Source organism: Sphingopyxis indica (assembly GCF_032879645.1).
GTDB lineage: Bacteria > Pseudomonadota > Alphaproteobacteria > Sphingomonadales > Sphingomonadaceae > Sphingopyxis > Sphingopyxis indica.
Genome location: NZ_CP076394.1, coordinates 1748337 through 1765025 on the forward strand (window position 1 = coordinate 1748337; position 16689 = coordinate 1765025).

15 protein-coding genes are annotated in these 16689 nt (G+C 68.5%); 8 read left to right on the forward strand and 7 right to left on the reverse strand.

Features of this window, described 5'->3' with window-relative positions; translation table 11 throughout:
• Window positions 1–36: 36 nt before the first annotated feature.
• From KNJ79_RS08225 to KNJ79_RS08240, 4 genes are all read right to left on the reverse strand, one after another.
• Window positions 37–1125: a PA0069 family radical SAM protein gene (locus tag KNJ79_RS08225; RefSeq protein ID WP_394357159.1), complete on the reverse strand. Its 1089-nt coding sequence runs from the start codon at window positions 1123–1125 to the stop codon at window positions 37–39.
• A 154-nt stretch (window positions 1126–1279) separates the two neighbouring features.
• Window positions 1280–1804 carry a molybdenum cofactor biosynthesis protein B gene (gene moaB, locus KNJ79_RS08230; protein WP_317153534.1) on the reverse strand — a complete coding sequence of 175 codons (525 nt, stop codon included), beginning with the start codon at window positions 1802–1804 and terminating at the stop codon, window positions 1280–1282.
• Window positions 1794–3566, reverse strand: a complete 1773-nt coding sequence (locus KNJ79_RS08235; RefSeq protein WP_317153535.1) for a lytic transglycosylase domain-containing protein — start codon at window positions 3564–3566, stop codon at window positions 1794–1796. Before KNJ79_RS08235 ends, moaB begins: the two co-directional genes overlap by 11 nt.
• 3 nt (window positions 3567–3569) lie before the next feature.
• Entirely contained in the window at window positions 3570–4355 is a 786-nt protein-coding gene (locus KNJ79_RS08240; RefSeq protein ID WP_089214300.1) for a uracil-DNA glycosylase family protein, read from the reverse strand.
• A 118-nt stretch (window positions 4356–4473) separates the two neighbouring features.
• On the opposite strand from KNJ79_RS08240, the gene KNJ79_RS08245 reads away from it, so the two are divergent.
• The 8 genes from KNJ79_RS08245 to KNJ79_RS08280 all read left to right on the forward strand — a co-directional run bounded on the left by KNJ79_RS08245 (window position 4474) and on the right by KNJ79_RS08280 (window position 14518).
• The gene (locus KNJ79_RS08245) at window positions 4474–6129 is read left to right on the forward strand and encodes an electron transfer flavoprotein-ubiquinone oxidoreductase (protein ID WP_317153536.1); all 1656 of its coding nucleotides are present in this window, start codon (window positions 4474–4476) and stop codon (window positions 6127–6129) included.
• 52 nt (window positions 6130–6181) lie between these two features.
• A complete protein-coding gene (locus tag KNJ79_RS08250) occupies window positions 6182–7792 on the forward strand; it encodes a tetratricopeptide repeat protein (RefSeq protein WP_317153888.1) in 1611 nt (536 codons plus the stop codon).
• Between the two features lie 4 nt (window positions 7793–7796).
• Window positions 7797–8645, forward strand: coding sequence for a 4-(cytidine 5'-diphospho)-2-C-methyl-D-erythritol kinase (locus tag KNJ79_RS08255; protein ID WP_317153537.1), 849 nt, complete (start codon window positions 7797–7799; stop codon window positions 8643–8645).
• Window positions 8642–9373, forward strand: a complete 732-nt coding sequence (locus KNJ79_RS08260) for an N-formylglutamate amidohydrolase (RefSeq protein WP_317153538.1) — start codon at window positions 8642–8644, stop codon at window positions 9371–9373. The genes KNJ79_RS08255 and KNJ79_RS08260 overlap by 4 nt, the downstream gene beginning before the upstream one ends.
• Before the next feature lie 327 nt (window positions 9374–9700).
• The gene (ilvD, locus tag KNJ79_RS08265) at window positions 9701–11563 is read left to right on the forward strand and encodes a dihydroxy-acid dehydratase (RefSeq protein ID WP_317153539.1); all 1863 of its coding nucleotides are present in this window, start codon (window positions 9701–9703) and stop codon (window positions 11561–11563) included.
• Window positions 11560–11934 carry a hypothetical protein gene (locus KNJ79_RS08270; RefSeq protein ID WP_317153540.1) on the forward strand — a complete coding sequence of 125 codons (375 nt, stop codon included), beginning with the start codon at window positions 11560–11562 and terminating at the stop codon, window positions 11932–11934. Before ilvD ends, KNJ79_RS08270 begins: the two co-directional genes overlap by 4 nt.
• Before the next feature lie 36 nt (window positions 11935–11970).
• A complete protein-coding gene (locus KNJ79_RS08275; protein ID WP_317153541.1) occupies window positions 11971–13317 on the forward strand; it encodes an NAD(P)H-hydrate epimerase in 1347 nt (448 codons plus the stop codon).
• A 1-nt stretch (window position 13318) separates the two neighbouring features.
• Entirely contained in the window at window positions 13319–14518 is a 1200-nt protein-coding gene (locus tag KNJ79_RS08280) for a class I SAM-dependent RNA methyltransferase (protein WP_317153542.1), read from the forward strand.
• Here the strand turns inward: KNJ79_RS08280 and KNJ79_RS08285 are convergent, their stop codons facing one another.
• The 3 genes from KNJ79_RS08285 to KNJ79_RS08295 form a co-directional block, all read right to left on the reverse strand.
• The gene (locus KNJ79_RS08285; RefSeq protein WP_089214306.1) at window positions 14519–14956 is read right to left on the reverse strand and encodes an MAPEG family protein; all 438 of its coding nucleotides are present in this window, start codon (window positions 14954–14956) and stop codon (window positions 14519–14521) included. It lies immediately after the preceding gene.
• Window positions 14957–14967: 11 nt separating this feature from the next.
• Entirely contained in the window at window positions 14968–15396 is a 429-nt protein-coding gene (locus tag KNJ79_RS08290) for an MAPEG family protein (protein WP_089214307.1), read from the reverse strand.
• Window positions 15397–15478: 82 nt separating this feature from the next.
• Window positions 15479–16648 carry a CaiB/BaiF CoA transferase family protein gene (locus KNJ79_RS08295; RefSeq protein WP_317153543.1) on the reverse strand — a complete coding sequence of 390 codons (1170 nt, stop codon included), beginning with the start codon at window positions 16646–16648 and terminating at the stop codon, window positions 15479–15481.
• Window positions 16649–16689 lie beyond the last annotated feature (41 nt).

Below are 16689 nucleotides of genomic sequence, written 5' to 3' on the forward strand. Positions count from 1 at the left end.
CCAGCGGCCCCCGCCTTCTCGGGGGCGACGGGGTTTTCAGAACAACGCCATCTGCCCATCGCGTTCGGGCGGCCGGAACAGGTCGCAGCGCAGCGGCGGGAAGCTGCGGTCCATGCCATGTTCGCGCGCGGCGCGCTTGACGCGTTGGCGGATCAGCTGCGGCCAGATGCCGTGGCCTTTCATGCGGCTGAAGAAGTTCGGATCATTGTCGCGGCCGCCGCGAATGTCCTGCACCATATGCATCACCTTCGCGGCGCGGTCGGGGTAATGCGCGTCGAGCCAGGCGCGGAAGAGCGGCGCGACCTCGAACGGCAGGCGCATCAGGATATAGGACGCGCGGATTGCGCCGGCCCCGGCGGCGGCGGCCATGATCGCCTCTATCTCGTGATCGGTGATCGCGGGGATGATCGGGGAGATGTTCACCTGCGTCGGCACCCCCGCGTCGATCAGCTTCCGTATCGCGGCGAGGCGGCGCTGCGGATGCGGCGCGCGCGGCTCGAGCGTGCGCGCGACCTTCGGGTCGAGCGTCGTGACCGAGATCGCGACGCCGACCAGATTGTCGCGCGCCATGTCGGCGAGCAGGTCGATGTCGCGCAGCAGCCGGTCGGACTTGGTCGTGATGAGCAGCGGGTGTCGCGTCTCGGCGAGCACCTCGACGATCCCGCGCGTGACGCGCCATTCGCGCTCGATCGGCTGATAGCCGTCGGTGTTGGTCCCGATCGCCAGCGGCGCTGGTTTGTAGCCCCGCTTCGCCAGTTCCTGCCGCAAGAGTTTCGCGGCATCGGGCTTGGCGAACAGCCGGCTTTCGAAATCGAGCCCCGGTGACAGGTCGTGAAAGGCGTGCGTCGGCCGGGCGAAGCAATAGATGCAGCCATGTTCGCAGCCGCGATAGGGGTTGATCGAACGATCGAAGCCGATGTCTGGCGACTGGTTGCGCGCGATGATCGTTTTGGGATGCTCGACCGTCACCGTCGTGCGCAGCGGCGGCGCGGCGCCGTCTATCTCTTCGGCCGCGTCGAGCCAGTCGCCGTCGGCGGCGCGGTCGAGCGAGCCGGTGCGCGTCGGACGCGGATTCGCCGGCGCGCCGCGGCCGGCGATCGGGGGCAGGGGCTTGGCGGGGTCCACCGGCGCAGGATAGCGCGACGATGGGAACAAATAAAGAACAAATCCGGAATTCGGCTCTTGTTCCCTCGTCATGCCGGACTTGATCCGGCATCCATTCTACTGGCGTCGATGGACCCCGGATCCAGTCCGGGGCGACGAGCAGAGTATGCGCGGCCTATTCCATCAGTCGCGGCATCAGTTCGACGAAATTGCACGGCCGGTGCCGGCTGTCGAGCTGGGTCGCGAGAATGCCTTCCCATGCATCCTTCACCGCGCCGGTCGAGCCGGGCAGTGCGAAGATATAGGTGCCGCGCGCGACGACGGCACAGGCGCGCGACTGGATCGTCGAGGTGCCGATCGTTCGATAGCTGAGCCAGCGGAACAACTCGCCGAAGCCCGGAATATCCTTGCCGTCGAGGCGGCGCAGCGCCTCGGGCGTCACGTCGCGGCCGGTGAGGCCGGTGCCGCCGGTGGTGATGACCGCATCGACTTGCGCGTCGTCGATCCAGTTGTGGAGGCGCGAGACGATCAGGTCGATCTCGTCGCGGATGATCGCGCGCGCGGCGAGGATATGACCGGCGCCGGTCAGCAGCGCTTCGAGCGCGTCGCCGGACGTGTCCTCGGCCGCGCTGCGGCTGTCGGAAATGGTCAGAAGCGCTATGCGGACCGGCTTGAACGTCCGGCTTTCGTCAATCGGCATGGCCGAGGCCGCCCACCGCGGTCAGCCGGATGCGGTCCTTGCCGTCGGGAAAGCGCGGCCATTTCCCCTGCGCGAGCGCGGCGCGGCTGTCCGACGGCTTGCCCTGCTGCGCCTCGTACATCCAATAGTTGCGCAGCACGGTGCCGACATAGCCGCGCGTTTCCCAATAGGGGATCGATTCCATATAGAGCAGCGGGTCGTTATTGTCGTGAACCTCGGTCTCCCAGCGCGCGACGGGCGCGGGGCCGGCGTTATAGGCGGCGATGACCTTGGGCAGCAGGCCGCCGGTGGCCGACTCGCGGCTCAGATATTGCAGATAGCGCTGGCCGAGGTCCATGTTGACCTCGGGCGTCTTGAGGTCGCTGAGCGCGGCCTTGATCTTGTCGCCGTCCCAGCGCGCGATGTCGCCCGCGGTGCCGGGCCGCACCTGCATCAACCCATAGGCGCCGGCGGGGCTGACCGCCGCACGCTGGAAGCGCGATTCCTGCAAGGTATGCGCGAAGACGAGCGCCGGGTCGACCTTCCAGCCGCCGGCGGGCTGCCAGTTCGGCTGCGGATAGCGCGTCGAGGCGGCGAGGCGGCGGCCCTGCGGCGTGTTGTGCGCGAGCCAGAGCTGCGTTTCGGGCAGGCTCAGCGCTTCGGAAATGCCGATCAACTGCTCGTGCTGCCGCGGATCGCCGATTTTCGCCTGATGGCGTAGCGCTTCGCCGGCATAGCCGTCCTCGCCGATCTCGGCGAGCGCCATCGCGGCGCGGACGTTTGGTTGTTTCTCGAGCGCGCGCCATGCGCTGCGGTCGGGGCGCAGGTCCTCGCGCTGGCTCTTCGGCTCTTCGCCGAGCGTTTCGAGCGCGAGCAGGCCATAGAGGGTTTCCTGATTCGCCGCGGCGGCGCGCAGGCGCGGCTGGACGAGTTCGGGTTGTCCGACCGCGATCGCGGCGCGCGCCGACCAATAATAGCCCGCGGCGCGGAGTTCGCTGTCGGGGGCTTCGCGCGCGACGCGGTCGAAGGCGAGGAGGGCGCCGCGATAGTCGCCGGTGCGCCACGAGGCGAGCCCTTCGACCCACGCGCCCTGCGTCGCCCAGGCGCCGCGCCCGCCGGTGCAGTCGCGCGCGAGGCGCAGCGCATTGGCGTCGTCATTCTCGATATAATAGGACCAGGCGACCTTTTGCGTCCATTCGGCGCGCGCCGCGGGGCTGAGCTTGTCGATCACCCTGTTGAGCAGCGCCTCGGCGCCCGCGGGATCGTCGTTCTTGATCCGGTCGGGAATGCTGCTGGCGAGCCCCGCAGCGAAGGGATCGCTGACCGTGTCGGCGCCGAGCCGGCGCGGCGCGCTGCCCGACCAGCTGAGCGAGACTTCGGGCGGCAGCGACGGCAAGTCGGTCGCGCCGCGGCGGGTCGCAAGGCGGCCGAGCTGCGCCGCCTGCGGTAGCCACGGCGAGCGTGACAGGATCGGCATCAGGTCCGAAACTTCGGCGCGCGGGCTGTTCGCGGCGAGCCAATATTCGGCGCGCAGGAAATCGTCGAGCGGTCCGTCGTCATCGGCGCCCGCGAGGAGCGCCTGTGCCTCGGCCCAGCGCTCGCCGCGGATCGCCGCGAGCACCTGCGAATAATATTGCTTCTGTTTCGATGAGAGGATGTCGGGAACGGTCTGTGCCGCGGATGCCATGCCGGGCGCGCCGGCGTCGGCGGCCATCGCCGGCGCTGCGACGGCCGCAGCGGCAAGGAAAAGCGAGGCGGTCAAGGCCATGGTCGGTTTCAACATCGGTCAACGTCCCCGGTTGAACAGTTTCAGGCTATCCCAGGCGGCTGCCTTGTGCGCCGGCCGGGCGAGCAGCATCGCGGGGCTCGCGACCGCCACCGCCGCCATCTTGCCGCCCTGATGGTTAATTTCGAGTAACCTTCCGCGCGCATCGGGGAGGGCAAGGCCCGCCGCCATCCGCACGATGTCCCCGCCGATCAGCAGCAGGCGGCCGGGCCGCGCGAGCGTCAGATGATGCCAGAGCAGGCGGTCGAGCGCCTCGACATCGGCCGCGTCGCAGCGTCCTCCCGGCGGCCGCGTGACGGCAAGGCTCGCGAGATAGCATTCGCCGCGCGTCGTGCCGATCGCGTGCAGCATCGCGTCGAGAAGCTGCCCCGCCGGCCCGGCGAACAGAGCGCCGTCGCGCTGGTCGTCGATTTCGGGCCATGCGGTGAGCAGCATCAGCGGCGCGCCCGGATCGCCAACGGGGAGCACGCGGCGCGCGTCCCATTGGCTGCCCGGAACGTCGGGATGTTCGGCGAGCCAGCTTTGGAACGCTGACCAGTCGGCCGGCATCTCGACCGGGCCTTTGGTTTCGGGAACGTCGGCGGGAGCCTGGCGTTGCAGGGCTGCGGGAAGGGGCGGCGGTTCGGCTTCGGCGGGTGCCACGGGCCGTGCTTTCGTCGCTGCATCGTTCGCCGCGGGCGGCGTCAGCCACCCCGCCGGCGCCTCGCCGACGAGCGCATCGACGCCCGCAAGCGACCACCAGTCGCAATAGCTTTGCGCCAGCAAGGCTGTATTTTGCCCACCCATCAATTTGTTTGAGACAGGAGTTGACGGATACGTCAATTGGCGGGCATCGCTTTTCGTGACAAAATGAGCGCCGGTTGCGGTGAATGATCGGCGCGGGGACGGCAGAAAGGTATTTTCGGTGAGCGAACGGGAATCGATGCCCTATGACGTGGTCATCGTCGGCGCGGGTCCGGCGGGGCTGTCGGCGGCGATCCGCATCAAGCAGCTTGCGAACGAAGCGGGCACCGACGTGTCGGTGTGCATCCTCGAAAAGGGGTCCGAAGTCGGCGCGCACATCCTGTCGGGCGCGGTGATCGACCCCAAGGCGCTCGACGAGCTGCTGCCCGAGTGGCGCGAGTCCGGCTGTCCGCTCGCCGAAGTGCCGGTGAACGATAATCAGCACTGGATTCTGACGAAAAAGAAGAAATTCGGCCTGCCCGAATTCATTTCGCCGGGCTTCATGCACAACAAGGGGACCTATACCGGCAGCCTCGGCAATCTCTGCCGCTGGCTCGCCGAGCAGGCCGAGGGGCTGGGGGTCGAAATCTTCCCCGGATTCCCGGCCGCCGAAATCCTCTATAATGACGACGGCTCGGTGAAGGGCGTCGCGACCGGCGATATGGGCGTCGCGCGCGACGGCAGCCACAAGCCGGACTATGCCCCGGGCCTCGAACTCCATGCGAAATATACCCTCTTTGGCGAAGGCGCGCGCGGCCACCTGACCAAGCAATTGAAGCCGCAGTTCGCGCTCGACGCTGATTGCGAGCCGCAGGTTTACGGCCTCGGCGTCAAGGAATTGTGGGACATCGACCCCGCCAACCATGCGCCGGGCCGCGTGATCCACACGCAGGGCTGGCCGCTCGACGAAAATGCCAATGGCGGCGGCTTCCTCTATCATCAGGCGAACGGACAGGTGGCGCTCGGCTTCGTGACCTGGCTCAACTATCGCAACCCGCATATCTCCCCCTTTCAGGAGATGCAGAAGTGGAAGACGCACCCCGAAATCGCGAAGATATTGAAGGGCGGCAAGCGCGTTTCCTATGGCGCGCGCGCGATCAGCGACGGCGGCTGGCAGTCGGTGCCGAAGCTCGCCTTTCCGGGCGGCGCGTTGATCGGCGACAGCGCCGGTTTCCTGAACGTGCCGCGCATCAAGGGCACGCACACGTCGATGAAATCGGGGATGATGGCGGCCGAGGCGGCCTATGCCGCGGTGACGGCGGGGCGCGCGGGCGACACGCTCGACGCCTATCAGGCGGCCTATGACGCGAGCTGGGTCAAAAAAGAGCTGAGCGTCGTGCGCAACGTGCTGCCGCTCGTCGAGAAATATGGCGACCTGGCGGGCACGATCCTGTCGGGCATGACGATGTGGGCCGAGACGCTGGGCATCCGTATGCCGTTCACGATGAAGCATCATCCCGACAACACCACGCTCTATCGCGCCGAGATGATGCCGAAGCCCGACTATCCGAAGCCCGACGGCGTGCTGACCTTCGATCGTCTCTCGTCGGTGTTCCTCTCGAACACCAATCACGAGGAAGACCAGCCCTGCCACCTTCAGCTCAAGGACCCGTCGATCCCGGTCGAATATAATCTGCCGCTCTATGACGAGCCCGCGCAGCGCTATTGCCCGGCGGGGGTGTATGAGATCGTCGGTGAGGAGGAGGGCGAGCCCAAGTTCGTCATCAACGCGCAGAATTGCGTCCATTGCAAGACCTGCGACATCAAGGACCCGACCCAGAATATCAACTGGGTCACTCCCGAAGGCGGCGGAGGCCCCAATTATCCGAACATGTAGGACCGTCCGCGCCGCCGCGATCCTGACGCTCGCCGTCGCGCTGTTGCCCGCGGTGCCGGCACGGGCCGCCGACGACGTCGAGGCGGCGCTCGACGCGTTCGTGCGCGCGCGGCTTGCCGAGGAGGCGGGCGAGCCCGCCGCCGCGCTGTCGGCGCTGACCGCCGTGTCGAGCCACGCGCCCGGCCTGCCGGGGCTGCACGGCCGCATGCTCGAACAGGCGATCGAGGCGGGCGATTTCGCCGCGGCGCGCAGCGCGGCCGCCACGCTTTGGGACGACGGCAACCGCCGCTTCGACGCGCAGCTCGTGCTGATCGTCGACGCGCTGCGCCGCTCGGACTGGAAGGCGGTGCGCAGCTATCTCGCCGCGCGGCAGGACAAGGCCGGGGTCGATGTCATTTCGAAGCTGATCGACCCGGCGATCGCGGCTTGGATTGACGTGGGGTCGCGTGAAAAACGGCCCGAACGCTGGCTGCTCGCGGCCTTTCCCGCCGCACGGCCCCAACCGGCATTGCAGCTCGAAGCCGTGCTGGTCGAACTCGCGGCGCGCCGGACCGACGAAGCGGTGCGGCATCTCGATACCATCGGGCTCACCGACCGGTCGAGCCAGCTCGTCGCGCTGCGCGTCGCCGCTTCGCTCGACAAGATCGGTGAAGGCGAGGCCGCACGGCGGCTGCGCGCGCGCATCGCGCTCGCGGCGGGCGAACGCGAGGACCCGCTGCTGCTGCTCCCCGACCAGCCGATATCGACCCCGCGCGCCGGTGTCGCGCACTGGCTCGGCCTGCTCGCCGACGGCATTGCGCGCACCCCGAACGGCAGCCCTTCGGTGCCGCTGCTCTTTGCGCGCGCCGCCTGGTGGCTGAACGACAGCGACTGGCAGGTGCGTGCGACGCTGGTCGAGGCGCTCGAACGCAACGAGCAGCCGGGCGATGCGCTCGCGCTGCTGCCCGGCGATGCGTCGTTGCCGCCGGCCCTTCTCATGCGCCGCGCCGAACTCCTCCTCGATGCGGGCGACGAGGCTGAGGCGCTGCGGCTCGCCGAAAGCGCGGTCGCGGATGCCGACGCGCCGCGCAGCCTGCTGATCCGCTTCGCCGATCTCGCGCGCCAGTCGGACGATCGCGCCGCTGCGGCGCGGGCCTATGCGCGGCTCGAAGCGGCGCTCGGCGACGACGACAGGGACCGCGACCTGCGCGCGACGGTCCTGATCGCCGAGGCCGACCTTGCGCTACAGGCCGACGATTGGGACAAGGCCGAACCGCTGATCGAAAAGGCGGTGGCGTTGCGGCCGAACGATCCGGCGATCCTCAACTTCGCGGGCTATTCGGCGCTCGAGCGGCGCCGCAACGTCGACGCCTCGCTCGCGCGGATCGAGGCGGCGTGGAAACAGGCGCCGCAGAACCCCAGCATCACCGACTCGCTCGGCTGGGCCTATTTCCTGACCGGACGCGTCGACGAAGCGGTGCCGCTGCTCGAACGGGCGCAGCGCGGTGATCCCGAAAATGCCGTGATCGTCGAGCATCTGGGCGATGCCTATTGGAAAAGCGGGCGGAAATTTTCGGCGCGCTATGTCTGGCGCGCCGCGGCGCTCGTCGCCGACGCCGATATGGCGACGCGGATCGAGACCAAGCTGCGCGACGGGCTGAGCCCCGCGACCGTCGCCCCCTGAGCGGGTGACGGCAGTGGAAGAGACCGGCTGGGCCAAGATCAACCTCGCGCTGCACGTCCGCGGGCGGCGCAGCGACGGCTATCACGACATCGAGACGCTCTTCGCCTTTGTCGATGCGGGCGACGCGATCGTGGCCGAGGTAGCCGATGCCGACAGGCTGGCGATCGACGGCGAATTTGCCGAAGGATTGAACGCGGGGGCCGATAATCTGGTGTTGCGAACGCTGGCATTGCTGCGCGAGCGCTATGGCACTGCCCGCGTGCCGCCGCTCGCCGTCCGGCTGACCAAGGCGCTCCCTGTCGCGGCGGGCATCGGCGGCGGGTCGGCCGACGCCGCGGCGACGGCGCGGCTCGTCCGCCGCCATTTTCTGCCCGAGATTGGCGATGCGACGCTGGCGCGGGTGGTGAGCCCGCTCGGCGCCGACATCGCCGCTTGTGTCGCGAGCGAGACGTGCCTCGGCGTCGGGACGGGAGACGACCTTAGCCCGGTGCCCGAACTGGCGCTCGAAGATACGCCGGTGCTGCTCGTCAATCCCCGCGCGCCGGTCGCGACCGGGCCGGTATTCGCGGCGTGGGATGGGGTCGATCGCGGGCCGCTGTTCACCGGTGCCGACCTGCGCGCGCAGCTTTTCGCGGCGCGCAACGACCTGCAGCGCCCCGCGATCGCCGGCTGTCCGGTGATCGCCGATGTGCTGACCGAACTCGGCGGCCTGCGTCCGTGGCTCGCGCGCATGTCGGGGTCGGGCGCGACCTGCTTTGCCTTGTTCGACGCCGCTGCCGAACGCGACGCCGCGGCGCTCCACTTGCGCGAGCGTCGCCCCGAATGGTGGCAGATGAGCGGGCGGCTGCGGTGAGCGAAGCGTGGCGCGACCTCGGGACGCCGCGCGCCGGCGGCGTTCTTCTGATCGGCGACCATGCCTCGGCGCATGTGCCCGCGGACATCGACCTCGGCATCGACGCGGCCTTGCTGCGCGAGCATATCGCGATCGACATCGGCGTCGCCGAGGTCGCGGCGCTGCTCGTCGAGGGCGGCGCAGTCGATGCCGCGCTCCTCGGCGGCGTCTCGCGTCTCGTCGTCGATTGCAACCGCGAAGAGCACGCGCCGGGGGTGATCCCGATCGCCAGCGACGGCCATGCGATCCCGGGCAATGCGCTCGATCATGCGGGCCGCGAGGCGCGGATCGCGCGTTTTTTCCGCCCCTATCACGATCATATCGCGGCGGTGATCGCGGCGGCGCGGCCCGCGATGATCCTTTCGCTCCACAGCTTCACTCCGCACCTTGCGAGCGATCCGGCGCAGGAGAGGCCGTGGCAGGTCGGCGTGCTCTACAACGCCGACGCGCGGCTCGCGGCGCCGGCGATCGCCGCGCTCGAAGCCGAAGGGCTGACCGTCGGCGACCAGCTTCCCTATTCGGGCAAGCTGCTCAACGCGACGATGAACCGCCACGCCGAGGCGAACGATATTCCCTATGTCGGGATCGAGATGCGCCAGGATCTGGTCGCCGACGCGGCCGGCCAAACACGCTTTGCTGAGTGGCTGGCGCGCATGTGCGAAAAACTGGTTCGGGCAGAAATCACATAAATAGATTCGCGCAGAGGCGCAGAGATCGCAGAGAAGGAAGACGGATAACAGGTTCACGCGGAGACGCGGAGGCGCGGAGAGGAAGCGCCGGGCCGATAGCCCCATTCCATATCGACGTTGCGCCACGGCGCGGCATAGGATGAGAAAGGCCGCTTCGCGGCAAGCGCCCTCTCTCCGCGTCTCCGCGTGAAATCATTTTATCCTTCTTCTCTGCGATCTCTGCGCCTCTGCGCGAAACAATTATTGCGCGCGCGCCGTTGAATCTGCCCGCCTTGCCGTGTAGAGCGACCCTCAATATCCGTAATATTATTATCAGGAACTCTCCAAATGCCTTCTTATCGTTCACGCACCACGACCCATGGCCGCAATATGGCGGGCGCGCGCGGGTTGTGGCGCGCGACGGGAATGAAGGACGAGGATTTCGGCAAGCCGATCGTCGCGGTGGTCAACAGCTTCACCCAGTTCGTCCCCGGCCACGTCCATTTGAAAGACCTTGGCCAGATGGTCGCGCGCGAGATTGAGGCGGCGGGCGGGGTCGCCAAGGAATTCAACACGATCGCGGTCGACGACGGCATCGCGATGGGCCACGACGGGATGCTCTATTCGCTGCCGAGCCGCGACCTGATCGCGGACAGCGTCGAATATATGGTCAATGCGCATTGCGCCGACGCGATGATCTGTATCTCCAACTGCGACAAGATCACCCCCGGCATGTTGATGGCAGCGCTGCGCATCAACATTCCGGCCGTGTTCGTCTCGGGCGGGCCGATGGAGGCGGGCAAGGTCGTGCTCAAGGGCAAGGAGGTCGCGCTCGATCTGGTCGATGCGATGGTCGCCGCCGCCGACGAACATTATAGCGACGAGGAGGTCGCCGCGGTCGAGCGTTCGGCCTGCCCGACCTGCGGCTCTTGCTCGGGCATGTTCACCGCCAATTCGATGAACTGCCTGACCGAAGCGCTGGGCCTGTCGCTGCCGGGCAACGGCTCGACGCTCGCGACGCACGCCGACCGCAAGGCACTGTTTCTGCGCGCGGGCAATATGATCGTCGAGATGTGCCGCCGCCATTATGAGGAAGGCGACGACCGCGTGCTGCCGCGCACGATCGCGAGCTTCGAGGCGTTCGAAAATGCGATGAGCCTCGACATCGCGATGGGCGGATCGACCAACACTGTGCTCCACCTGCTCGCTGCTGCCCATGAAGCGGGTGTCGATTTCACCATGGCGGACATCGACCGGCTGTCGCGCCGCGTCCCCTGTCTCTCGAAAGTCGCGCCGGCAAAGAGCGACGTGCATATGGAGGACGTCCACCGCGCCGGCGGGATCATGGCGATCCTCGGCGAACTCGAACGCGCGGGGTTGCTCCACGCGCATTTGCCGACGGTGCACAGCGCAACGCTCGGCGATGCGCTCAACAAATGGGATATCGCTCGCACCAACGATCCCGCGGTGCAGAAATTCTTCATGGCGGCGCCTGGCGGCGTGCCGACGCAGACCGCGTTCAGCCAGGAGCGGCGCTGGGATACGCTCGACCTCGACCGGGAGGGCGGGGTGATCCGCTCGGCCGACCATGCCTTCAGCAAGGACGGCGGGCTCGCGGTGCTGTCGGGCAATATCGCCCTCGACGGCTGCATCGTGAAGACCGCGGGGGTCGACGATTCGATCCTGCAATTCACCGGCCCGGCGAAGGTGTTCGAAAGCCAGGACGCGGCGGTCGCGGGAATCCTGACCGGGCAGGTCGCGGCGGGCGACGTCGTCGTGATCCGTTACGAAGGGCCGAAGGGCGGACCGGGGATGCAGGAAATGCTCTATCCGACGAGCTATCTGAAGTCGAAGGGGCTCGGGGCGGCCTGCGCGCTGATCACCGACGGGCGCTTTTCGGGCGGGACGTCGGGGCTGTCGATCGGCCATGTCTCACCCGAAGCCGCCGAGGGCGGGGCGATCGGGCTGGTCGAGGACGGCGACCTCATCAAGATCGACATTCCGGCCCGCACGATCGACCTGATCGTCTCCGATGCCGAGCTTGCGGCGCGGCGCGCGGCGATGGAAGCGAAGGGCGAGGCCGCATGGCACCCCGACAAGCCGCGCGCGCGCAAGGTTTCGGTAGCACTTCAGGCCTATGCCGCGATGACGACGAGCGCCGCGCGCGGCGCGGTGCGCGACCTGTCGCAACTGAAAGGCACGCGGGGATGAAGGTCAAGGGGGGCGGGGCGCTGATGCCGCTGTTGCTGCTTTCGGGCTGCAACGCGTCCTCCGACGCCGAATCGGGCCAGTCCGGTGAAACCGCATTGAGCGGCCGTATCGACTGCGCGCTCGAAGGCGCGCCCGATTTCGGCCGCAACTGCACCCTCGACGAAATGAAAAGCGCCGACGGGACCGTGCTCGTCGTCGGGCGTGCCGACAGCGGTTATCGCCGCCTTGCAATCGCGACCGGCGGGCGCGGCGTGGTCGCGGCGGACGGGTCCGAACCCGCGAAGGTGACCGTCATCGGCGACGGAATGATCGAGGTAGCGGTCGGCAAGGACCGCTATCGCCTGCCAGCGAACACCGGCGGCGCGAACTGACGCGACTTTTGGCGTTGCCGTGCTAGGGTAGGCGCCATGTCCGTCCCCGCCGACGCCCCGATCCTGACCAGCGAGGCGATGCGCGCCGCCGAGGCGGCGTGCGCGGCAGGCGGCACCTCGCTCGCCGAGCTGATGGAGCGGGCGGGCGCGGCGGTCGCCGATCTGGCGTGGCGGATGGCGGCGGGGGCGCCGGTGCTGGTCCTCTGCGGTCCCGGCAATAATGGCGGCGACGGCTATGTCGCGGCGCGCCGGCTTGCCGAGCGCGGCGCGAGCGTGCGGGTCGCGGCGCTCGCCGAGCCGAAGACCGATCTGGCGCGCGCTGCACGCGCGCGATGGACGGGCGGCGTGGAGGCGCTGACCGACGAAATGGCGCCCGCGCCGCTGATCGTCGATGCGCTGTTCGGCGTCGGGCTGACACGCCCGCTCGGCGACGAGCTGGCGGAGCGGCTGCGGCGCTTTGCGGGGCGGCGCGTGCTCGCGGTCGATGTGCCGAGCGGGGTCGATGCCGATGGCGGCCGGGACTGGACGCCGCCGCTGCCCGCCGACATCACGCTGGCGCTCGGCGCGCTCAAGCCCGCGCATGTGCTGCTCCCGGCCGCACCCTATTGCGGGCGCACCTTGCTCGCCGGGATCGGGATCGCGGCCGATCGGGGAATGACGACATTGCCGCGCTTCGTCGGCGAAGCCCCGGACGCATCGACGCACAAGTTCAGCCGCGGCATGGTGCTCGTCCGCGCGGGACCGATGCCGGGGGCGGCGGGACTTGCGGCCGCGGCGGCGCTGCGTGCCGGAGCGGGCTATGTCGTGCTGAGCGGCGCGGCGCGTGCGCCGTTCTCGGCGGTCATTGCCGAGGACGGCGAGGGCTATGCCGGGCGGCTCGACGATGCGCGGCTCGGCGCGGTCGTCGTCGGTCCCGGCTATCCCGCGGGTGCGGCGCTCGATCGTGACGTCAAGGCGGCGCTCGCAAGCGGCAAGCCGCTCGTGCTCGACGCGGCGGCGATCGCATCGGCGCTGCCGAAGCTGGGCGGCATGACGGCGATACTGACCCCGCACGAGGGCGAGTTCGCGCGCGCCTTTCCCGATTTCGGCGGCAGCAAGATCGAACGCGCGCGGGCGGCGGCGGAGCGCAGCGGAGCGGTGGTGATCTACAAGGGCGCCGACACGATCGTTGCGGCGCCCGACGGGCGCGTCGCTGCGGCGTGGCCGGGCTGTGCGTGGCTCGCGACGGCGGGGACGGGCGATGTGCTGGCGGGCGCATGCGGTGCGATGCTGGCACGCGGTCGCGATCCCTTCGACGCCGCGGTTGCGGCGGTGGGCTGGCATATTGTGCGCGCGCAGGCTATCGGCCCCGGCCTGGTGGCCGACGATCTGATAAGGGACTGACATGAACGACGCCGCGCTGATCGAGCGTATCGCCGCGCGCGGTGACGGCGTGACCGCCGACGGGCGCCATGTCGCGGGCGGGGTGCCCGGCGACCGGCTCGCGGCCGACGGCACGCTGGTGCCCGGCCCCAATCGCGCCGAGCCGGTGTGCCGCCATTTCGGCAAATGCGGCGGCTGTCAGCTCCAGCATGTCGCCGAAGCCGCGCTTGCCGATTTCGTGCGCGACCGCGTCGTTGGCGCGCTTGCGGCGCAGCAGGTGGTCGCGAGCGAAGTGCTGCCCGCGCTGCTTTCACCGCCCCGAAGCCGGCGCCGCGCGGCGCTGACCGCGATTCGGGCGGGCAAGCAGGTCGCGCTCGGCTTCAACGCCGCGCAGAGCAATCAGATCGTCGACATGCGCGAATGCGCGCTGCTGCTTCCCGACCTGTTTTCGCTCGTCGCGCCGATCCGCACCTTGCTCGCCGCCATCGCGCCGCAGCGGCGGCCGGTGAAGATCAAGCTCCAGATGCTCGACCAGGGCGCCGAGGTCCTGCTCGAGGGCGTGCGCGCCGACGGGCTCGACGCGGCGATGGCGCTGCAGGACTTCGCAGGGGCGCACGCGCTTGCCCGCCTCGCGATCGACCAGGGCGACGGGCTCGAAACCGTGTGGCAGCCCGAGCCGCCGACGGTGCGCTTCGATGGAATCGCCGTCGAAGTCCCGCCTTTCGCTTTTCTGCAACCGACCGCCGCGGGGCAGGCGGCGCTGGTCGAGGCGGTCGCGTGCGCAATCGGCGATACCGGCGCGGTCGCGGACCTGTTCGCGGGGGTCGGCACCTTTGCCTTGTCGGTGCAGGCAGGGCGCAAAGTCTATGCGGCGGAGGGCGCACGCGATGCGGTTCTCGCGCTCACCAGCGCCGCCAATCGCGCGCGTGCGCTCGTCGCGACCGAGCATCGCGACCTGTTCCGCCGGCCGCTGATCCCCGCCGAACTCGACCGCTTCGGCGCGGTGATCCTCGACCCGCCGCGCGCGGGTGCCGAGGAGCAGGTGAAGCAGCTCGCCGCGTCCGCCGTGCCGGTGGTCGCCTATGTCAGCTGCAACCCGGCAAGTTTCGCGCGCGATGCCAAGGCGCTCGTCGCGGGCGGCTATGCGCTCGACTGGGTACAGCCGGTAGGCCAGTTCCGCTGGTCGACCCATGTGGAACTAGCCGCACGTTTCAGCCGCTGATCAGTGGAGCACGAAACCCATGAAGGCGTGCAGGCAGAGCGCGATCAGCGCGAGGCTGGCGAGCGCGAACACCAGAAAGCGCCACATGACGCGGTTCACCGTTGCCTGGATCAGGCTGTGGACGATGCGCAGACCGACATAGGCCCAGGCGATCTGCGCGTTGAGCCCGCCGCCCATGCCGCCGACCGCGAGCGCGATCGCGACGGCGTAGAAAACCGTCGGCTGCTCCATCAGATGATTATAGTTGTGCGCCTTCCACTGCACTTCCGCCGGCAATATATCGTCGAGGCTCTTGCCGGTCCCGCCGACCATCTTTGCCGCGTCGAGCTTGGCGCGTTGCATTGCGGGAATGCGGGTCGCATACATCCACAGCCACATCACCATCGACCAGAGCGCGAGCGTCGCGACCGGCCCCAGAATCGCATTCGTATCGGTCATTTTCCCCTCCCTCAACCGAGTGTCGCGATGACCGCGAGCACCGAAAGCGCGAACAGGCACAAGCTGTAGAGCGCGAAGATCGCGAAGCGCACCGGGATGCGGTTCACCGTCGCCTGCCAAAGACTGTGGACGATGCGCAGCGCGACATAGGCCCAGGCGATCCAGCGCGTGTAGCCGACGTCGCCGCCCGACAGGTGCAGGAAGACGATCACCGCATAGAAAAGCGTCGGCTGTTCGAGCAGGTGGGTATAATTGTGCGACTTCCAGTTGACCTCGGGCGGCAGCAAGGTTTCGAGGTCGATGCCGCGGCCGCCGGGCCGTGCCTTGATGTCGATCCCGGCTTTGGCCATCGCCGGAAACCGCGTCGCCGCCATCCAGCCGAGCATGATCAGCGTCCAGAGCGCGAGCACTGCACCGGGCGCGAGAATATTATCGGACATAGCTTCCCCCTTTTCGTCGCGGCATTGTCGTAGCGAGGCCGCCTGGAGCCGATGCTAGCCGCGCGCCGCGACTTTGCAATGGCTAAGCCCGCTTCCTTCTCCCCGCTTCGAGTTCGGCACGAATCGCCTCGCCGTCGCCGTCGATCCGCGGCGCAAAGCCGAGGTCGCGGGGCGGCGCGGCGCCATATCTGACCGGCGGCTGCATCTCGTCGAAGGCGCCGACGTCGGGATGGTCGCGGCGGCGGAAATAGCCCGTCGCGACCAGATGCGGGTCGTCCTTGATCGCGTCGAGATCGCGCGCCGCCATTGCGGGTATGTCGTTGGCGGCGAACAGCGCCAGCCATTCGGCCGTGGTTTTCGCCGGCGTCTTGCGCGCAATCTCCGAATAGATGAGCGGCATATGCTCGCCCTTGGCCTTCGCCGCTTCATAGTCCGGCGTTTCGAGCAGCTCCGCGCTGCCGAGCAGGGTCATCAGGCGCAAGGTCGATTCGGGCGTATAGGGCACGATCGCCACATAGCCGTCGGCGGTGGGGAAGGGCTGGCGCGCCGGGTCGAGCTGGCGCGGATAGCCCGCCGGGCCGAGCGGCGGGGCGAGCGTCGCGTCGCGCAGATGCTCGGTGAGCATGAACGAGGCGAAACATTCGAACATCGGCACTTCGACCTGTTGCCCCTCGCCGGTGCGCAGCTTGTGGACGAGCGCCGCGAGGATCGCCTGCGCGCCGAACTGGCCCGCGATCTTGTCGGCGATCAGCGACGGAAAATAGCGCGGCCGAGGGTCGCCGTCGACGCGCGGCAGCAGGCTGGTCGTCGCGGTCGCCGCCTGGATCACATCGTCATAGGCCTGAAGGTCGGCGTAGGGGCCGTCCTGCCCGAAACCGGTGCCGTGGACATAGATGATGTCGTTTTTCAGCGCCTTGCAGCTTTCATAGTCGAAGCCGAGCCGCGCGATCGCCTTGCCGCGCACATTGTGGAAAAAGACGTCGGCCGAGGCGATCAGGTCGCGCAGCACCGCGGCGTCGGCTTCATCCTTGAGGTCGAGCGCGATCGACCGCTTGCCGCGGTTCACGGTGAGATGGATCGATCCCATCGTCGGGTCGGGCACGCCGCTTCCCAGATAGCGCGAAACGTCACCGAGCCCCGGCGTTTCGACCTTGATTACCTCGGCGCCGAGGTCGGCGAGCATCTGGGTCGCATAGGGGCCGAAAATGACGGTGGTGAGGTCGACGATGCGGATACCGGAAAGCATGGCCATGCGCCGGTTTCACCGAATGGGTCGCATCATGCAACCTAAAA

What these genes read in the sequence shown, in the direction of transcription:
- moaB (WP_317153534.1), bottom strand. Translation starts at nt 1,804, where the DNA reads ATGCCGATTGACGAAAGCCGGACGTTCAAGCCGGTCCGCATAGCGCTT.
- KNJ79_RS08275 (WP_317153541.1), top strand. Translation starts at nt 11,971, where the DNA reads ATGTCCGTCCCCGCCGACGCCCCGATCCTGACCAGCGAGGCGATGCGC.
- KNJ79_RS08280 (WP_317153542.1), top strand. Translation starts at nt 13,319, where the DNA reads ATGAACGACGCCGCGCTGATCGAGCGTATCGCCGCGCGCGGTGACGGC.
- KNJ79_RS08270 (WP_317153540.1), top strand. Translation starts at nt 11,560, where the DNA reads ATGAAGGTCAAGGGGGGCGGGGCGCTGATGCCGCTGTTGCTGCTTTCG.
- KNJ79_RS08290 (WP_089214307.1), bottom strand. Translation starts at nt 15,396, where the DNA reads ATGTCCGATAATATTCTCGCGCCCGGTGCAGTGCTCGCGCTCTGGACG.
- KNJ79_RS08295 (WP_317153543.1), bottom strand. Translation starts at nt 16,648, where the DNA reads ATGGCCATGCTTTCCGGTATCCGCATCGTCGACCTCACCACCGTCATT.
- KNJ79_RS08285 (WP_089214306.1), bottom strand. Translation starts at nt 14,956, where the DNA reads ATGACCGATACGAATGCGATTCTGGGGCCGGTCGCGACGCTCGCGCTC.
- ilvD (WP_317153539.1), top strand. Translation starts at nt 9,701, where the DNA reads ATGCCTTCTTATCGTTCACGCACCACGACCCATGGCCGCAATATGGCG.
- KNJ79_RS08235 (WP_317153535.1), bottom strand. Translation starts at nt 3,566, where the DNA reads ATGTTGAAACCGACCATGGCCTTGACCGCCTCGCTTTTCCTTGCCGCT.
- KNJ79_RS08240 (WP_089214300.1), bottom strand. Translation starts at nt 4,355, where the DNA reads ATGGGTGGGCAAAATACAGCCTTGCTGGCGCAAAGCTATTGCGACTGG.